Genomic DNA, 17,624 nt, shown 5'->3' on the forward strand with positions numbered 1-17,624 from the left:
TCTACTGCGCCGACGCAGTAGAACTGGGCTCACGGACCAAATGTCCGCTGCGCTACGGTTCTCGAAACCACCACCATATGACTCGCCAGAGCGAATTTCGAAACAGCCTCTCGAGTCATCGCTGTTCTGTTTCCGGTTTGTTCACATTTCGCTGGCATCGCTGTGTGCCGGAGGTAAAGTCGGCAAATGGCGGAAGCGATTCGCATCATCGGTATCGATCCGGGACTTCGGCGCACCGGCTGGGGCATCGTCGAAAGCCTCGGCAATTCGCTGCGCTTCATTGCTTCCGGCACCGTGAAGTCCGACGACAAGGCGGCATTGGCGACGCGGCTGTGCCAATTGCATGACGGGCTGGCCGAAATCCTGCACACCGCTATGCCGCACGAGGCGGCGGTCGAACAGACCTTCGTCAACAAGGACGCGGTGGCAACGCTGAAGCTCGGCCAGGCGCGCGGCATCGCCATGCTGGTGCCGGCGCGTGCAGGGCTTGTCGTTGCAGAATATGCGCCCAACGCCGTCAAGAAGGCGGTGATCGGCGTCGGCCATGGCGACAAGAAGCAGATTCACATGATGGTGAAGGTGCTGTTGCCGAAAGCCATCTTCGATACCGAACATGCCGCCGATGCGCTGGCCATCGCCATCTGCCACGCGCATCACCGGCAAAGCGTGGCTTACCGGATGACGCTGGCTGGGTAGATGTTCTTGACTTGTTCACGCCGCAGGGATAAGTAATACCTTAGAGGTATTACCATGCGCGTGACCACCAAGGGGCAAGTTACAATCCCCAAGCCGATAAGGGACTTTCTGGGCATCGGCCCGGGCTCCGAGGTGGAGTTCGTGGCCACCGACGGGGACGTTCGGCTGGTTGCCGTCAACGAGAACATCTCCGAAGAGGAGAAATTGCGCAGGTTCAGCGATGTCCTTGACCGGATGGAGGGGACGTTGGATTTGGGAGGCATGACCACCGATCAGTACATGGAGTGGTTGAGGGGGCCGCGTGAAGATCTCGACATTGATTGACACGAATGTCCTGATCGACGTTTGGGGTCCGGCCGGACCCCAGAGAGAATGGTCGGCATCGGCAATCGCCTCCTGCCGCCGCGACGGCGCATTGGTGGTCAATACGATCGTCTGGTCCGAGTTGGCGCCGCTGATTGCGACGGAGGCGGCGCTTCGAAAAGCAGTCGACATGCTCGAGATGGATCGCGAACTTGTACCTTGGGACGCGGCATTCCTTGCGGGCGTGACGCATTCCCGCTATCGCCGGGCCGGTGGCATCAGGGAAAGAACCTTGCCCGATTTCTTTATCGGCGCTCACGCGACCGTTGCTGGACATCGTCTTTTGACCCGCGACGCCGCGCGTTATCGCAGTTACTTTCCCGACCTCGACATCATCTCTCCGGAAACGCATCCATGAGGGGCCATCTTCCATGAAAGGTCTGGCATGATCGGCAAGCTCAAGGGCACGTTGGACGAGATCGACGAGGATCATTGCCTCATCGACATCCATGGCGTCAGCTATGTCGCCTATTGCTCGGCGCGCACGCTGGCGGCGTTGCCATCGCCGGGCGAAGCGGTGGTGCTGTTCATCGAGACCTATGTGCGCGAGGATATGCTGCGGCTGTACGGCTTCCAGTCGCAGCTCGAGCGTGAGTGGTTCCGGCTATTGATGAACAATGTGCCAGGCGTTGGCGCCAAGGTGGCGCTGGCCATCCTGTCGACGCTGGCGCCGCCCGACCTCGCCAACGCCATTGCGCTGCGCGACATCGCCATGGTCTCGCGCGCACCTGGCGTCGGCAAGAAAGTGGCCGAGCGCATCGTTACCGAGTTGAAGAACAAGGCGCCGGCCTATGCCGGCACCGCCTCGGGCACCATCGGGCTGAAGCAGGAACTCGGCGACGGCGTGGCATCCGCGCCCATCACGGATGCGGTCTCGGCGCTGGTCAATCTCGGCTATTCGCGCGACACCGCCGCCAATGCGGTGGCTGCGGCGCTGAAAACGGCGGGCGAGGATGCCGATGCGCCGAAGCTGATCCGCTTCGGGCTGAAGGAACTGGCGCGGTGAGCCGTCGCTTGTTCAGTTCCTCGCCATATGCAAGGAGGGCGGCATGAGCCTGTCGCCCCGCCTGATTGCGCCGGAAAAACGCGGCGAGGATGCCGAGCAGACCTTGCGGCCGCAGACGCTTGACGATTTTGTCGGCCAGGCGGCGGTGCGGGCCAATCTCAAAGTGTTCATCGAGGCCGCCAAGGGCCGCAACGAGGCGCTCGACCACGTGCTGTTCGTCGGGCCGCCTGGTCTCGGCAAGACGACGCTGGCGCAGATCATGGCGCGCGAGCTCGGCGTCAATTTCCGTTCGACCTCCGGCCCGGTCATCGCCAAGGCCGGCGATCTTGCGGCGCTGCTCACCAATCTCGAGGAAGGCGACGTGCTGTTCATCGACGAGATCCACCGGCTGAGCCCGGCGGTGGAGGAAATCCTCTATCCGGCGATGGAGGATTTCCAGCTCGACCTGATCATCGGCGAAGGACCGGCGGCACGTTCGGTCAAGATCGACCTCGCCCGTTTCACCCTGGTCGCCGCGACCACGCGGCTTGGCCTGCTCACCAATCCGCTGCGCGATCGTTTCGGCATTCCGGTGCGGCTCAATTTCTACACGGTCGAGGAGTTGGAGCAGATCGTGCGGCGCGGCGCACGTATCCTGCAAATGCCACTCGGCGACGACGGCGCACTGGAGATCGCGCGGCGTGCACGCGGCACGCCGCGCATCGCCGGCCGGCTGTTGCGCCGCGTGCGCGATTTCGCTTCGGTCGCCGGCGACGGCCATGTCGACCGGCAGATCGCCGACGAGGCGTTGACCCGGCTGGAAGTCGATGCGCTCGGCCTCGACGCGCTCGACCGCCGTTATCTCAGCATGATCGCCCGCAATTTCGGCGGCGGGCCGGTCGGCATCGAGACGATTGCCGCCGGCCTGTCCGAACCGCGCGACGCCATCGAGGACATCATCGAGCCCTATCTGATCCAGCAGGGCTTCATCCAGCGCACGCCGCGCGGCCGCATGCTGACGGCCAATGCATGGCGCCATCTCGGCCTCGACGCGCCGAAGGATCTGGCGCAGCAGCAGATCAACCTGTTCCAGGAAGAGTAACAGCCGGAGGGACCGGCGCGGCTCCATGACGACGCTCAAGGATCAGTGAGTGCCGTGCTCTGCGCAAAATATCCTAAGCTTCGCCGATTTGCCGGCGCAATCATGGATTTTATCAGCGGTGCTGCCTTGTGGCATGCCGCTGCGATCCAAGTGCCGGAGCCGGGCAATGATAACCAGACGCGGGTTCCTGCGCCTTATCGGCAGGTCCTTCCTGACCGCCGCCTCGTTCAGCGCTTATGCGGTCGGCATCGAGCCGATGCTTTTGACCCATGTGAAGCGTTACGCACTGATGCCGCCGCATTGGCCTGATGGCTTGAAGCTGCGCATCGTTGCGCTTGCCGATATCCATGCCTGCCGACCGTGGATGACGCCGGAGCGGATCGCTTCGCTTGTCGAAGACGCGAATGCCCTGCAGCCGGACCTGATTGTCCTGCTCGGCGACTATATCGCCGGCATGCCCTTGGTGACCGGCCCGGTGACGCCGTCGCAATGGGCGTCCGTCCTGTCGGACCTCAAGGCGCCGCTCGGCGTGCTGTCGATCCTCGGCAACCATGACTGGTGGGCGGATGGCTTCGCGCAGCGCGCCGGAGCCGGCCCGACCACAGCGCGCAAGGCCCTGGAGAAAGTCGGCATTCCGGTTCTGGAGAACGATGTCGTGCGCCTGGAAAAGGACGGGCATGGCATCTGGATTGCCGGGCTCGCCGACCAGTTGGCACTGCTGCCGACCAGGGACCGCGCTGGCTTTACCGGCCTGGACGATCTCGACGGCACGTTGGCCAAGGTCAGCGACGCATCGCCTGTCATCCTGCTCGCGCATGAGCCGGATATCTTTCCGAAGGTGCCGTGGCGGGTTTCGCTGACCTTGTCCGGCCACACCCATGGCGGACAAATTCGGCTGTTCGGCTACTCGCCGGTCGTGCCGTCGCGTTTCGGCAATCGCTATGCCTATGGCCATATTGTCGAGAACGAGCGCAATCTGATCGTCTCGGGCGGGCTTGGTTTCAGCATTGTGCCGGTGCGTTTCGGGATGCGGCCTGAAATCCTGTCGATCGATCTTGGCTGAACGATCAATGCAGCCCGCGGATCACATCCATTACATCCGGCTCCGCCTTGTCGCCGTTGAAGGCGTCGACGATGCCGAAAGCGCCGCCATAGCTCCACACCGACCATGAGAAGCCGTGCGCTTCGGCGCGCGCGATCATGTCTCTGACATAGGCGGCCCGGTACCCGGCCGGCATCACATAGGCATTGCCATATTCCTGGCGGATCATGCCGAACTCGCCCAGCGTGATGTTTTCAGGCTTGACGCCATTGGCCTTCGCCCATGCCTCGACCTTTTTGAATGGCGCATCCATCAGGCCGAGCAGTCTGTCGGGACTGTCCATGCTGGCGACCTGTTCGTCGAGATAGGCAAGCAGGCCGCTTTGCCGTGTCCACGGCGCCTCGGCCTTGATCCTGGCACGGATGGTGTCGAGCGTCACCTCGAACTGCGCCTTGGGCATCGCGGTCAACGGATAGGGCAGGCCGGTCACGTAAGGGATGAAGTCGCCGGCCCAGGTCGCGCCCTGGTGGGTGAGCAGGAACGGATCGTAGGAGTGGAAGGTCCAGATGACGTTGTCGTCCGGGATCGTCCTCGGATCGATCTTTTCCAGCGAGCTCGCGGCGGAATAGCAGGCCCCGGTCAGCAGCAGGGTCAGTTTCGTCGCCGAGGATCGCGCCGCCGCGAAAAGTTTGCGCTGGCGCTCCGGCCACAGGCTGGTGCCGTCGCTGTCGCAATCGACGATCGGTTCGTTCATCGGTTCGAAAGCCACCTGGGCGGGATCCTCGCCGGCCAGCGTGCGGGCCATCTTGCGAACCATTTCGACATAGGCGTCGAAGGTCCTGGGATCGTCCATCACCTGCGCCATGCCGATCTTGCGGCTGCCGCCGGCCGGAATCAGATGCATGTCGACGACCACCTTCAGCCCGGCGCGGTTGATCATGCTCACCGACTCCAGCACGCTGGCATAGAGGTCGTCGCGCAAGGCCACGGTCTGGCCGGACAGGAAGGGCGAGGGGTCGACCGGCATGCGCAGGAAGTCGAAACCGGCATCCTTCAACGCCTTCAGATCGTCCTCCCCAAGGAATTTCCGCCATTCCGGATAAGGCAGGATGGCCTTGGCGTCGCCCCATTGGTCTTCACCCGGCCACGTGACCCACTGATCGAGATTGAGGCCGCGTTTCATCGAGAAGCTGGCCGCGTGGCTGGGCAGCGCCAAAGCCATGAGCACAAGCAGCGCTGCCATCAAGGTCTTGATCATCGCCGTCAACAGTGCCATCCGAAGCTGTGCCACGCGGGAAACAGGTGCCTCGCCGGGACTGAAAAAGGAAGCGCAATGGGCGATCATGGTGAATCGGCGACGCTGCTGGCCGGGATTTCCGGTGCGCTGACGGCGTTCGGCCACCGGCTTATGGCGCGGGTCTATTACGCCGACACCGATTTCTCCGGCGTCGTCTACCATGCACGCTATCTCGAATTCTTCGAACGCGGCCGCTCCGATTATCTCCGACTCACCGGCGTTCACCACACCGAGCTCGCCGACGGCAAGCACGGCGAAAGAATAGTCTGGGTGGTGCGGCGCATGGAGATCGACTTTCGCGGCCCCGCCCGCATCGACGACATCCTGACAGTCGACACCCGCACCGAGGACATTTCCGGCGCCCGCATCTTCATGGGCCAGCAGCTCAAACGCGGCGACGAGGTGCTGGTCGAAGCCAAGGTCGAGGCGGCGATCATCGGCGAGAATGGCCGCCCAAGGCGCTTTCCCAAGGAATGGGTGGCGGCATTCATGCCCAAGGCCCCATCCACGGCTGATTAGCCCCGTCGTGATCAACGGCGATTGCATGTGCCTTGCCACTGGGCGTGGCAATGCGCCGCGCCTTATATACTAACCCATCCTTAACCATAACGGTTCATGAAGAGATTGGTGAAGATTGGCGTTATCCGAGCGCCTTCCTTTCACCAATATTTGCCCTGAAAAGGCCGAGAACGGCGCAGTTTGGGGTTGTTCCGGTAGCTTCGTGCGAACCGACCACAAGGGATGCCAGGGGCCAGCCGCCAGCTTCGCCCGGAAAATCTTAAGGACGTAACGATGGAAAATATCGCACTCGCCGATCCGGGCGCGCAATTGTCGGTTTGGTCGCTGTTCATTTCGGCCAGCTGGGTGGTCAAGCTGGTCATGATCGGCCTGCTCTGCGCCTCGGTCTGGACCTGGGCGATCATCGTCGACAAGCTGGTTTCCTACGCCCGCATGCGGCTGGCGCTCAACCGGTTCGAGCAGGTGTTCTGGTCGGGGCAGTCGCTGGAGGAGCTTTACCGCACGCTTGCCGACCGCAAGACCACCGGCATGGGCGCCATTTTCGTGGCTGCGATGCGCGAGTGGAAGAAAAGCTTCGAGAAGGGCGCTAAAACGCCGCTCGGCCTGCAGACCCGCATCGACAAGGCGATGGACCTGGCGCTGACCCGCGAGATGGAGAAGCTGGAGGGACGCCTCGGCTTCCTCGCCACCACCGGCTCGGCGGCGCCCTTTATCGGCCTGTTCGGCACCGTCATCGGCATCATGACGTCGTTCCAGGCGATCGCCGGTTCCAAGAACACCAGCCTCGCAGTCGTTGCGCCCGGCATTGCCGAAGCGCTGTTGGCGACGGCCATCGGCCTGCTCGCCGCCATTCCCGCCGTCATCGCCTACAACAAGCTGTCGTCCGACGCGAGCAAGATAGCAGTGCGCATGGAAGGGTTCTCCGACGAGTTCTCCGCCATACTCTCGCGCCAAATCGATGAAAAAGTGGCCCCAAAGGCCTAAGGAGTAGCAGATGGGTATGTCCATGGGCATGGCAGGACGCGGCGGGCGCGGCCACAGGCGGCGAGGCCGTCACCATGCACTGATGTCGGAAATCAACGTCACGCCGATGGTCGATGTGATGCTGGTGCTGCTGATCATCTTCATGGTCGCGGCACCGATGCTGACGGTCGGCGTGCCGATCGACCTGCCGGATACGCAGGCCAAGGCAATGAATGCCGACACGCAGCCAATCACCGTCTCGATCAACGCCGCCGGCCAGATCTATCTGCAGGAAACCGAGATCCCGATCGAGGAACTGGTGGCCAAGCTGCAGGCGATCTCGAAGACCGGCTATGAAGAGCGCATCTTCATCCGCGGCGACAAGTCCACCGACTATGGCACGGCGATGAAGGTGATGGCCCGCATTTCGGCCGCTGGCTACAAGAATATCGGCCTCGTTTCTCTGCAGGAACAGGATCAGTAGACAGGCGATGAAGACCGGCCTCACCACATCGGTGATCTTGCATGCGACGGCGCTGACCTTCGGCCTGTTCACGCTGACGGCGCCGGCAGCACTTCCGCCGTCCGACGTCGAGTCGGTCGCGGTCGACATCGTGCCGATGGAAGCCATTGCGCAGACTTTGCAGGGCGACAAGAAGGCCGTGATGCATGAAAAGCCGGCACCTGTGCCGACGCAGCGTCCGGACGCCGTTCCCGATGCACAGAAGGTCGGCGAGAACAGCGTCGACACCGACAAGCCGATAACGCCGGAGGCCAAGCCAAAACCCGTCGACATGACGTCGGCTCCGCCGCCCGCGCCGACCCCGATCGAAAAGCCGAAGCCCGAGGACGTGCCGAAGCCGCAGGAAAAGCCCAAGCCGACGCCGGCAACGGAAGTGGCGCCGGTGCCGGCGCCCAAGGAAGAAGTCAAGCCCGAGCCGGTCAAGCAGGCCGATCCCAAGCCGACACCGGCCAAGCCGGCGCCGGCCCCACCACCGCCGGACAAGACCGCCGCCATCGACCCGACGCCCGAGGTCAAGCCGGATGCCGTCGCTGAAGCCATAGCGCAGGAGCCGCCCGCCGAAGCGACGCAACTGCCAGACTCCGCACCCGCGCCAGAAGCCCGGCCGAAGCCGCAGCCGGCACAGGCCGAAAGCGCCAAGGCGCCGGACCGCAAGGATACCGACAAGCCGGTCAAGGAAGCCTCGTCGAAGCCGAAGTCCGACGACAAGCAGTTCAACGCCGACGAGATTTCGGCGCTCCTCGACAAGCAGAAGCCTTCCGGCGGCGGCGCCAAGCGCTCGACCCAGCAGGCATCGCTCGGCGGCGACAAGGATCAGGGGCAGAAGCTGTCCAGGTCCGAAATGGGCGCCCTGGAAAGCCAGCTTGGCGGCTGCTGGACCCTTCCCGCGGGCCTTGAAGGTTCTGAGAATTTTGTCGTCGTTGTGCGCTTCAACCTGGATGCGTCCGGTAAGCTGGACGGGCGCCCAGCGGTCGAAAAGTCGAGCGGTAACCGTCAGTTCGACGAAAGTGCCGTTCGTGCGGTGCAAAAATGCGATGTCACCGGCCTGCAGGTTCCGGCCGGCAAGCAGGATATCTGGGCCGACGTCCGCGTCACCTTCGATCCAAGGGAGATGCTGGGCCTCTAAGGCTCTGTCATCCGAAAATCAGTACGAGAAGCGAGAAGACATGAAATCAATCCTCAAGCCGCTCCTGATGGTCGCAGCCATGGCTATGGGCATGACCGCGGCCGGCACGTTGCCGGCGCTGGCGCTCGTCGAGCTCAATGTCAACAAGGGCAATGTCGAGCCGCTGCCGATCGCCATCACGGATTTCCAGGGCGGCGATGCGCTTGGGGCGCAGATTTCGCAGATCGTCACCGCCGATTTGAAGCGGTCGGGCCTGTTCGCGCCGATCGACAAGAGCGCTTTCATCGAGAAGATCACCAACCCGGATGCAGCGCCGCGCTTCGACGACTGGAAGGTGATCAACGCGCAGGCGCTGGTCACCGGCAGCGTCAGCAAGGAAGCCGACGGCCGTATCCGCGCCCAATACAGGCTGTGGGATACGTTTGCGGGCCAGCAGATGGCCGGCGAGCAGTTCTTCGCCAACGACGCCAATCAGCGGCGTGTCGCCCACATCATCGCCGACGCCATCTATGAGCGGCTGACCGGTGAAAAAGGCTATTTCGACACACGCGTCGTCTTCATCGACGAATCCGGCGCCAAGAACGCGCGCAAGAAGCGCCTTGCCATCATGGATCAGGATGGCGCCAACGTCCGCTATCTCTCGGACGGCAAGTCGATCGTGCTGACGCCACGTTTCTCGCCGAACCGGCAGGAAATCACCTATATGTCCTATGAAAGCGGCCAGCCGCGGGTCTACCTCCTGCAGATAGAGACCGGCCAGCGCGAACTGGTCGGCAATTTTCCAGGCATGACCTTTGCGCCGCGCTTCTCGCCGGACGGGCAGAAGGTGATCATGAGCCTGCTGCGCGACGACGGCAATTCCAACATCTTCGCCATGGATCTGCGCAGCCGTTCGACGACGCGGCTGACCAATTCGACCGCCATCGACACCTCGCCCTCCTATTCGCCCGACGGCAGCCAGGTGGTGTTCACCTCCGATCGCGGCGGCCGTGCGCAGATCTACGTGATGGGCGCCGATGGTTCAGGCCAGAACCGCATCTCCTTCGGCGACGGCGTCTATTCGACGCCGGTATGGTCGCCGCGCGGCGACCTGATCGCCTTCACCAAGCAGACCGGCGGCGAATTCCAGATCGGCGTCATGAAGACCGACGGCTCGGGCGAGCGCATCCTGTCCTCCGGCTTCCAGCAGGAGGGGCCGACCTGGGCGCCGAACGGGCGGGTGCTGATGTTCTTCCGCGACTCCGCCGGCGGCCCGAAACTTGTTTCGGTCGATCTCACCGGCCGCAACGAACAGCCGATCCCGACCGCGAATTTCGCTTCGGACCCGGCATGGTCGCCGCTGCTGGAGTGAGAGGCGAATTGGAGAAATGAAGAATTGAAGAGATGGAGAAACCGGGGAACTATATTAAGCGTGCGAAGGATCTAGAGGTCTATAAGCGCGCTTATGCGGTTTCTCTTGACGTACATAAAGCTACGCTCGCTTTTCCGAAAATGGAGCAATACGCACTGGCTGATCAGTTGCGTCGCTCCAGCAAGGGAATCTGTGCCAATTTGGCTGAGGGATTTGCCAAGCAGACACACTCCAGACCGGAATTCGCACGGTTCATTTCGATGGCGATGGGGTCATGCAGCGAAGTGGAGACGTGGATTTCCTATGCGTTCGACCTTGGATACATTAGCCAGGCACAACACGACGATTGGCTACAAGCCTATGCCCATATCTACGGCATGCTGATCAATCTGAGAGAAAAGCTGAAGTGAGTTCTCTCTCTTTATTTCTTCAATTCTCCAACTCTTCAATTCCTCATTTTCCATCTCTTGGTCGCGTTTTGGCCGCATTTCCGCCTAGGGTCCGCGCCAATTGTGGCCTATGGCCAAACGGTTGCGGACGGGCAGCCTAAACCGAATTTTAACCGTGTTTCTTGAATGCCGGTTAACCCAAACGTGGTTACTGGGTGATCAACGAAATCACTCAAATACGATCACTCGAAATACGAAGGAGAGGCGGCATGGGCCGTATCGCAGCACTTACCAGAAACCCGGTCATGATCGCGCTGGTGGCGATGCTCGCCATCGCCGGTTGCGCCTCCAAGAAGACGCCGAACAACGCGGCTGATCTCGGCCTCAACGGCGCCGGTGCTGCAACGCCCGGATCGGCGCAGGACTTCACCGTCAACATCGGCGACCGCATCTTCTTCGACACGGATTCGACCTCGATCCGTGCCGATGCGCAGACGACGCTTTCGCGCCAGGCGCAGTGGCTGAACCAGTACAAGCAGTATGCCATCGTCATCGAAGGCCATGCCGACGAACGCGGCACACGCGAGTACAATCTGGCGCTCGGCGCCCGCCGCGCCGCCGCCACCCGCGACTTCCTCGTCGCCAAGGGCGTCTCGGCCAGCCGTCTCAAGACCATTTCCTACGGCAAGGAGCGTCCGGTCGCGGTGTGCGACGACATCTCCTGCTGGTCGCAGAACCGCCGCGCGGTCACCACGCTCAGCGGAGCCGGTTCCTGAGGCATCGCGAAGCCGATCGGCGCGTCGAACGAACACCGGCGCTCTAGCGGCAGAAATGCAACATACCTATGTGAAAGGCGGCCTCCGGGCCGCCTTTTTCACATCTGGCCACCCGAAACAAAATTTGGCCGAAGTCTCGGCTCCTGCTATGAGCCGAGGGCGCTTGGCTGGTCCCATGCTGATTGGAAGGCGCGAAAGCTAACGAAATCACTGCGAGAGGCACATGCATTTGAGATCGGTTCTGAGCGGCACGCTTGCGCTGCTGCTCCTATCAGGCGTCACCGCCCTGGCTAGCGGCTCGCGGGCGAGCGGCACAGGGCAATCAACCGACAGCGGCTTTTCCTTCCATCTGCCCAGTATCGAATTGCCCAGCACTTTCGGTGAAAAGCCCGGCCTTTTCGGCCAGAAGAAGCCGGACCAGGTTCAGCTGGTGCAGTCCGATCCCGCCGCCGTCACCAGCCTGGAAGAGCAGCTGCGGCAGATGAATGGCAAGATCGAGGAGCTCAATTTCCAGGTCCTGCAGATGCAGGAGCAGATACGCAAGCAGCAGGAAGACAACGAATTCCGCTTCCAGCAGCTTGAAGGCGGCGGCACGCAGGGCGGACAGCCGCCGGCGCAGAAGAAATCCGACGCCACCACCGGCACCGACACCGACGTGGCGACGGCACCGGCAACACAGGCGCCGGCCGATGCCGGCGCCGCGCCCGGCAACGATCAGTCGGCAGGCGGCAAGACGGTCCAGGACGTCATCGTCGAATCCCCCGATGGCGATCCCGGCAAGGTTATTCCTGGTACGGGGGCACCGGAAAAGACCTTCGGCACCATCACCGTCGACAAGAACGGCAATGTTATCGATGCAGGTGGCAACACGCAGTCGACCGCGCCGACGCAGGATTCCGCGCCAGTCGCCGGCGCGCCGCCCAAGGCCGGCAAATCCGATACGGTGATCGCGGCTTTGCCCACCACCAACGACCCTGAGGAGCTCTACCGCAACTCCTATCAATTCATCCTCTCGGGTGATTACGGCACAGCCGAGCAGGGTTTTCGCGATCATATCGCCCGCTTCCCCAAGGATGCGAAAGCGGCGGACGCGCATTACTGGCTGGGCGAGTCCCTGCTTGGCCAGCAGAAATACCGCGACGCGGCCGAGACTTTCCTTGCTGCCAGCAAGGACTACCCCAAGGCCAAGAAGGCTCCCGACATGTTGCTGAAGCTCGGCGTGTCGCTGGTCGGCCTCAAGCAGCACGACGTTGCCTGCGCCACCTTCAGCGAGGTCGGCAAGCGTTACCCTGATATTTCCAGTGCGCTCAAGGAGCGCATCAAGCAGGAGAAGGCTCTGGCTGCCTGCTGATCCTTGTCATACATGTCGTTGTCCTAAAACCGGGACCACTTTTGGGCGACATGCACTATGCTCGACACCGAGCCGGACCTTTCGAAAAGTCTTTTTTCGCATATCGATTTTACCAGCGGCGCTGTTGCGGCCGTGTCCGGCGGCAGTGACTCGACCGCCCTGCTCCTCCTTCTCAAACATCATCTCGACCGCACGGCGCCGGCAACCAAGCTGCTGGCGGTAACGATCGACCACGGTTTGCGGCCGGATTCGGCAGCGGAGGCGCAAGCCGTGGCGAAGCTGTGCGCCACATATGGAATTTCACACCGCATCATGACCTGGTCGGACCCCAAGCCGTCGACCGGTCTGCCCGCCGCGGCGCGGGAGGCGCGCTACCGGCTATTGGCGGAGGCCGCGCAAGCGGAAGGCATCCGCCTGATCCTGACCGGCCATACCGCCGACGACCAGGCGGAAACAGTGCTGATGCGGCAAGCGCGCGAAGAAGGATTGGCGCGCGATGATGGCCGAGAGTTTGCCGAAATGGCAGGCCGTGGGCTTGCCGGCATGGCACCGGCCACCCTCTACGGCTGGCGCGAATGGATCGTTCGCCCGCTTCTGGATACGCGACGCTCGGCGCTTCGCGATTTCTTGCGGCGTGAACATGTCGGTTGGGCCGATGATCCGACCAATATCGACGAGGCTTTCGAGCGGCCGCGTGTGCGCGCCGCACTTGCCGGCGAGAGTGCCGAGTATATCGAGGGCACATTGGTGCTCGCCGGCCAGGCCGCCGCCGAGCGCAGGCAGCTTGGCGTCGGCGCCGCCGACTTGATCCATCGCTTCGGCAGCCAGCCAGCCATCGGCCTCATCCGTCTTGACCCGCGCCTGCTTTCCGCCGGTGAAGAGCGGGCGGCCGTCTATGCATTGCGCATCCTGCTGGCCACGACCGGTGGAATCGCATTCCTGCCGGATCAGGCCCGCAGCGAGACCCTTTTCGGCAAGCTGAAGGCCGGATTTCTTTGCGCCACATTGTCGCGGACGGTTGTCGATTCCCGGCGCGCCGGTATCTTCCTGCGCCGCGAGATGCGCGGCTTGCCCACCGCCGCTGCCGTCATCGACGACACCCTGTGGGATGGCCGCCGGCACATCACATTGAACAACAGCAGCGGCGCATTGTTGATCGCGCCATTCGGCGCAGCCGCGGCCAAGCGGCTGACGCCGGGCGAAGGAAAAACCCCGCCGAGCCTGATGCGGGCCGCGCTCGCCGCCGAGCCGGCGTTGTGGCAAGCCGGTGATTGCCTTGGTTTGCCGGGGGAAAGCCGGGCGCCAAAGGCGGTCGAGGCGCGGCCGGTCGTCGCGCCCTTCGCACGCTTCCTGCCGTCCTTCGATCTTGCGCCGGCGCGGGCCGTCGCCGGGCTGATTGGCGCGGCCCCGGTCCCTTCCTTGCCTTTCAGCGGCCACAGTGCCGGTTGATGGTTGCGCGAAAGCTTAACCGAGACGTGCTGTTATGCTTGGCAAGGGGAGGTGCTCTCCCTATGTTAAGCCCAAGTTTCCTCTCATGATGCGTGTCCGCCTTGCGGACGCCAACGGGACAATTGATGAATCCGAACTATCGCAACCTCGCGCTCTGGGCGATCATAGCGGTCCTGCTCATCGCCCTGTTCAATCTGTTCCAGACGCCGCAGACGCGAGGGGCTTCCAGCGATGTGCCATATTCGCAGTTCCTGCAGGACGTCGGGGCGGGCCGGGTCAAGACAGTGACCATTGCGGGCGCCCGCATCACCGGCACCTACACCGACAATGCCAGCGGCTTCCAGACCTATTCGCCCGGCGATCCGTCACTGGTCTCGCGACTGCAGGACAAGAACGTCACCATCAACGCGCGGCCTGAGACCGACGGTTCCAATTCGCTGTTCGGCTATCTGATCTCATGGCTGCCGATGATCCTCATCCTGGGCGTCTGGATATTCTTCATGCGCCAGATGCAGTCTGGCTCCGGGCGCGCCATGGGCTTCGGCAAGTCGAAGGCCAAGCTTCTGACCGAGGCGCATGGCCGCGTCACCTTCCAGGACGTTGCCGGCGTCGACGAAGCCAAGGAAGATCTGGAAGAGATCGTCGAGTTCCTGCGCGATCCGCAGAAGTTCCAGCGGCTCGGCGGCAAGATTCCGCGCGGCGTGCTGCTTGTCGGCCCTCCGGGAACCGGTAAGACGCTGCTGGCCCGCTCGGTCGCCGGCGAAGCCAACGTGCCGTTCTTCACCATTTCCGGTTCGGACTTTGTCGAGATGTTCGTCGGCGTCGGTGCAAGCCGCGTTCGCGACATGTTCGACCAGGCCAAGAAGAACGCGCCCTGCATCATCTTCATCGACGAAATCGACGCCGTCGGCCGTCATCGCGGTGCTGGCCTCGGCGGCGGCAACGACGAACGCGAGCAGACGCTGAACCAGTTGCTGGTCGAGATGGATGGCTTCGAATCCAACGAAAGCATCATCCTGATCGCCGCCACCAACCGGCCCGACGTGCTCGATCCTGCGCTGCTCAGACCAGGCCGTTTCGACCGGCAGGTCGTGGTGCCGAACCCCGACATCGTCGGCCGCGAGAAGATCCTCAAAGTGCATGTGCGCAACGTGCCGCTGGCCCCCAATGTCGACCTCAAGGTCGTCGCGCGCGGCACGCCGGGCTTCTCCGGCGCCGACCTGATGAACCTCGTCAATGAATCGGCACTGATGGCGGCGCGGCGCAACAAGCGTCTCGTCACCATGGCCGAATTCGAGGACGCCAAGGACAAGATCATGATGGGCGCCGAGCGCCGCTCGTCGGCGATGACCCAGGCCGAGAAGGAACTGACCGCTTATCACGAGGCAGGTCACGCCATTCTCGCGCTCAACGTGCCGTCGGCCGACCCGCTGCACAAGGCCACCATCATCCCGCGTGGCCGGGCGCTCGGCATGGTCATGCAGTTGCCGGAAGGCGACCGCTATTCGATGAGCTACAAGTACATGATCTCGCGCCTCGCCATCATGATGGGTGGCCGTGTCGCCGAGGAGTTCAAGTTCGGCAAGGAAAACATCACCTCGGGCGCCTCCTCCGATATCGAGCAGGCGACCAAGCTGGCGCGCGCCATGGTTACGCGCTGGGGCTTTTCCGACAAGCTCGGCCACGTTGCCTATGGCGACAACCAGGAGGAAGTGTTCCTCGGCCATTCGGTGGCGCGCACGCAGAACGTCTCGGAAGAGACCGCGCAGATCATCGACGCCGAAGTGCGCCGCCTGATCGACGAGGCCTATTCGACGGCGAAGTCCATCCTGACCAAGAAGAAGAAGGAATGGATCGCGCTGGCGCAGGGCCTGCTGGAATACGAGACGCTGTCCGGCGAGGAGATCAAGCAGTTGATCGCCGGCCAGAAGCCTTCTCGCGACCTCGGCGACGACACGCCGCCAAGCCGTGGCTCGGCCGTGCCGAAGTCCGGCGGCCGGCGCAAGAAGGGTCCCGAGCCCGAAGGCGGCATGGAACCGCAGCCATCGAGCTGAGTTTCGACTGGCAGTTTGATTTTCAGAAACGCCGCGGCTTCGACCGCGGCGTTTTTTGTTTTGGGAGACTGTAGAGCGATGAGTTGTCCGCGACCTTGCTCATCTGCAACGCTGGTGATTGGCGAAAGCCTAGGTGACAGCCAATCTCCGCCCTTGCGGGGGAGATGCCCGGCAGGGCAGAGGGGGGTGTGAAGGATCGCTTACCCTTCCGTTATCCCGTTCCTTATCCGCAATCAGTGAGGGCATGGCTGGGACCGGTTGAGTGGTCGGCGGGACAGCACCCCCTCTGTCCTGCCGGACATCTCCCCCGCAAGGGGGGAGATTGGCAGCGTCGACCACCGCGCCTCCTAGAGCGGATGCGGCCATTCCCAAAACGTCGCTCAAGAAAAAAGCCCGCGAACCTTGCGGCTCGCGGGCTTTGCTTTCTTCAGATGTCGCTATCGCTCAGCTCTTCAGCTTGGCGTTGCACAGGCTGTAGAAGCCGCCGCCCTTCTGGATCCACTTCAGGCCGCCAAGCGCATTGGCGTCCTTGAGGGCATAGTACTGGTCGAGGCAAGTATGCATGCGGCCTTTTCCGGGAGTCTCGCTGGCATATTTCGGCGAGATCGCGGACGGGAAAGTGACGCCCTTGGGCGCGGCCGTCGTCGGCTTTGCCGGCTCCTTGGTGTAGCTCGCCTCGTCGGCGGCCGGCACGGTGTCGTCATCCGAGGCGCCGGCACCGCATTCGGTCTTGCGGAAGTCGTTCCACTTCATGCCTTTCAGCGTGTTGGCCGTCTTGGCGGCCTGGTACTTGGTGCTGCATTCGGCCATGCTCAGACCCTTGCCGCCATTGTCTGCGGGAGCGGCGGGAGCCGCGGCGGCCTTGGTGGTTGCCGGCTTGGTGTCGGCAGCAGAGGATGCACCGGCGGCGCATTCGGATTTGCGGAAGTCGTTCCACTTCATGCCGTTCAGCGTGCCGGCAGCCTTCGCCGCCTGATACTTGGTGCTGCATTCCTTCGCCGTCAGGCCCTTGGCCGTGCTGTCGTCCGCCGCGGCAGCTGCCTTGGCAGCCTTGGCCGGCTTCGTCTCGGCAGCCTTCTTGGTATCGGCTGGCTTGGCGTCGGTCGTCGCGGCGGCGTCGGTGCCGCACTGGGCCTTGCGGAACTGGTTCCAGGTCGCCCCGGCAAGTGTCCCCGCATCCTTGGCGGCGTTGTACTTCGTGCTGCACTCGGCCATCGTCAGTGCGTTGGCTGGCGCGGCCAGGAACAAGGTCGCGACGGCGAGGCCGGTCAAAGTGGCAAGTCGGTGGATGAGCATAGCGTTTCTCCGTTGCAGCAGCCCATGATACGTCCCTGCAAATCAATAACGCTCAACGGTCGGTTGCGCCAGATGCTAAGTGGCGTATATATCGCCGAAAACCGGCTTCTCCCGATAAGGTGATGAAATCGTTGCCCGTTGCCGGCTTCAGAGCAAGATTTTCCAGATGCATCTGTGCTGAAAGGCTCGCATGACTTGTATATTGCAGCATGGCAGTCTCGGCATGCTAGGTTGCAGCCATGTTGTGTGCGGTGCACAACAATGATTTTCTAAGGATTGGTAACATATAATCACACAATGTGATCATAGCGCCCCGGCCAATTGTGGCATGACGTGCCGGGG

At 62.7% G+C, this 17,624-nt stretch carries 18 protein-coding genes; 16 read left to right on the forward strand and 2 right to left on the reverse strand.

Going from position 1 to position 17,624, the window contains the following annotated elements; all coding sequences use genetic code 11:
* Positions 1-186: 186 nt before the first annotated feature.
* The 6 genes from ruvC (at position 187) to ACSQ3L_RS06545 (ending at position 4,209) form a co-directional block, all read left to right on the forward strand.
* Positions 187-696: a crossover junction endodeoxyribonuclease RuvC gene (ruvC, locus tag ACSQ3L_RS06520; RefSeq protein ID WP_436159202.1), complete on the forward strand. Its 510-nt coding sequence runs from the start codon at positions 187-189 to the stop codon at positions 694-696.
* A 54-nt stretch (positions 697-750) separates the two neighbouring features.
* Positions 751-1,020: an AbrB/MazE/SpoVT family DNA-binding domain-containing protein gene (locus ACSQ3L_RS06525; protein WP_436159203.1), complete on the forward strand. Its 270-nt coding sequence runs from the start codon at positions 751-753 to the stop codon at positions 1,018-1,020.
* On the forward strand, positions 998-1,417 hold the full coding sequence (locus tag ACSQ3L_RS06530; protein ID WP_436159204.1) for a type II toxin-antitoxin system VapC family toxin: 420 nt from the start codon (positions 998-1,000) through the stop codon (positions 1,415-1,417). The genes ACSQ3L_RS06525 and ACSQ3L_RS06530 overlap by 23 nt, the downstream gene beginning before the upstream one ends.
* Before the next feature lie 27 nt (positions 1,418-1,444).
* Positions 1,445-2,065 (forward strand): Holliday junction branch migration protein RuvA, encoded by a 621-nt coding sequence (gene ruvA, locus ACSQ3L_RS06535; protein ID WP_436159205.1) that lies wholly within the window; start codon positions 1,445-1,447, stop codon positions 2,063-2,065.
* Between the two features lie 43 nt (positions 2,066-2,108).
* Positions 2,109-3,146: a Holliday junction branch migration DNA helicase RuvB gene (ruvB, locus tag ACSQ3L_RS06540; RefSeq protein WP_436159206.1), complete on the forward strand. Its 1,038-nt coding sequence runs from the start codon at positions 2,109-2,111 to the stop codon at positions 3,144-3,146.
* A 166-nt stretch (positions 3,147-3,312) separates the two neighbouring features.
* Entirely contained in the window at positions 3,313-4,209 is an 897-nt protein-coding gene (locus ACSQ3L_RS06545; RefSeq protein ID WP_436159207.1) for a metallophosphoesterase, read from the forward strand.
* 4 nt (positions 4,210-4,213) lie between these two features.
* On the opposite strand, the gene ACSQ3L_RS06550 is transcribed toward ACSQ3L_RS06545, so the two are convergent.
* Positions 4,214-5,464, reverse strand: a complete 1,251-nt coding sequence (locus ACSQ3L_RS06550; protein WP_436159208.1) for a glycoside hydrolase family 5 protein — start codon at positions 5,462-5,464, stop codon at positions 4,214-4,216.
* Between the two features lie 57 nt (positions 5,465-5,521).
* On the opposite strand from ACSQ3L_RS06550, the gene ybgC reads away from it, so the two are divergent.
* The 10 genes from ybgC (at position 5,522) to ftsH (ending at position 15,986) form a co-directional block, all read left to right on the forward strand.
* Positions 5,522-6,004, forward strand: coding sequence for a tol-pal system-associated acyl-CoA thioesterase (gene ybgC / locus ACSQ3L_RS06555; RefSeq protein ID WP_436159209.1), 483 nt, complete (start codon positions 5,522-5,524; stop codon positions 6,002-6,004).
* Positions 6,005-6,277: 273 nt separating this feature from the next.
* Positions 6,278-6,988, forward strand: a complete 711-nt coding sequence (tolQ, locus tag ACSQ3L_RS06560) for a protein TolQ (RefSeq protein WP_056586472.1) — start codon at positions 6,278-6,280, stop codon at positions 6,986-6,988.
* A 10-nt stretch (positions 6,989-6,998) separates the two neighbouring features.
* Positions 6,999-7,451 carry a protein TolR gene (gene tolR, locus ACSQ3L_RS06565; RefSeq protein WP_013529146.1) on the forward strand — a complete coding sequence of 151 codons (453 nt, stop codon included), beginning with the start codon at positions 6,999-7,001 and terminating at the stop codon, positions 7,449-7,451.
* A gap of 7 nt (positions 7,452-7,458) precedes the next feature.
* On the forward strand, positions 7,459-8,616 hold the full coding sequence (locus ACSQ3L_RS06570; RefSeq protein ID WP_436159210.1) for a TonB family protein: 1,158 nt from the start codon (positions 7,459-7,461) through the stop codon (positions 8,614-8,616).
* Positions 8,617-8,656: 40 nt separating this feature from the next.
* Positions 8,657-9,967 carry a Tol-Pal system beta propeller repeat protein TolB gene (gene tolB / locus ACSQ3L_RS06575; protein WP_436159211.1) on the forward strand — a complete coding sequence of 437 codons (1,311 nt, stop codon included), beginning with the start codon at positions 8,657-8,659 and terminating at the stop codon, positions 9,965-9,967.
* 32 nt (positions 9,968-9,999) lie between these two features.
* Entirely contained in the window at positions 10,000-10,377 is a 378-nt protein-coding gene (locus tag ACSQ3L_RS06580; protein ID WP_436159212.1) for a four helix bundle protein, read from the forward strand.
* A gap of 248 nt (positions 10,378-10,625) precedes the next feature.
* Positions 10,626-11,132 carry a peptidoglycan-associated lipoprotein Pal gene (pal, locus tag ACSQ3L_RS06585; RefSeq protein WP_292188173.1) on the forward strand — a complete coding sequence of 169 codons (507 nt, stop codon included), beginning with the start codon at positions 10,626-10,628 and terminating at the stop codon, positions 11,130-11,132.
* Positions 11,133-11,355: 223 nt separating this feature from the next.
* Positions 11,356-12,483 carry a tol-pal system protein YbgF gene (gene ybgF / locus ACSQ3L_RS06590; protein ID WP_436159213.1) on the forward strand — a complete coding sequence of 376 codons (1,128 nt, stop codon included), beginning with the start codon at positions 11,356-11,358 and terminating at the stop codon, positions 12,481-12,483.
* 57 nt (positions 12,484-12,540) lie between these two features.
* A complete protein-coding gene (tilS, locus tag ACSQ3L_RS06595; protein ID WP_436159214.1) occupies positions 12,541-13,932 on the forward strand; it encodes a tRNA lysidine(34) synthetase TilS in 1,392 nt (463 codons plus the stop codon).
* A gap of 125 nt (positions 13,933-14,057) precedes the next feature.
* Entirely contained in the window at positions 14,058-15,986 is a 1,929-nt protein-coding gene (ftsH, locus tag ACSQ3L_RS06600; RefSeq protein ID WP_292188165.1) for an ATP-dependent zinc metalloprotease FtsH, read from the forward strand.
* Between the two features lie 444 nt (positions 15,987-16,430).
* On the opposite strand, the gene ACSQ3L_RS06605 is transcribed toward ftsH, so the two are convergent.
* Positions 16,431-17,282 carry a hypothetical protein gene (locus ACSQ3L_RS06605; protein WP_436159215.1) on the reverse strand — a complete coding sequence of 284 codons (852 nt, stop codon included), beginning with the start codon at positions 17,280-17,282 and terminating at the stop codon, positions 16,431-16,433.
* Positions 17,283-17,624: the final 342 nt, after the last annotated feature.

The sequence above is a fragment of the Mesorhizobium sp. LjRoot246 genome (genome assembly GCF_964254115.1).
Classification (GTDB): Bacteria; Pseudomonadota; Alphaproteobacteria; order Rhizobiales; family Rhizobiaceae; genus Mesorhizobium.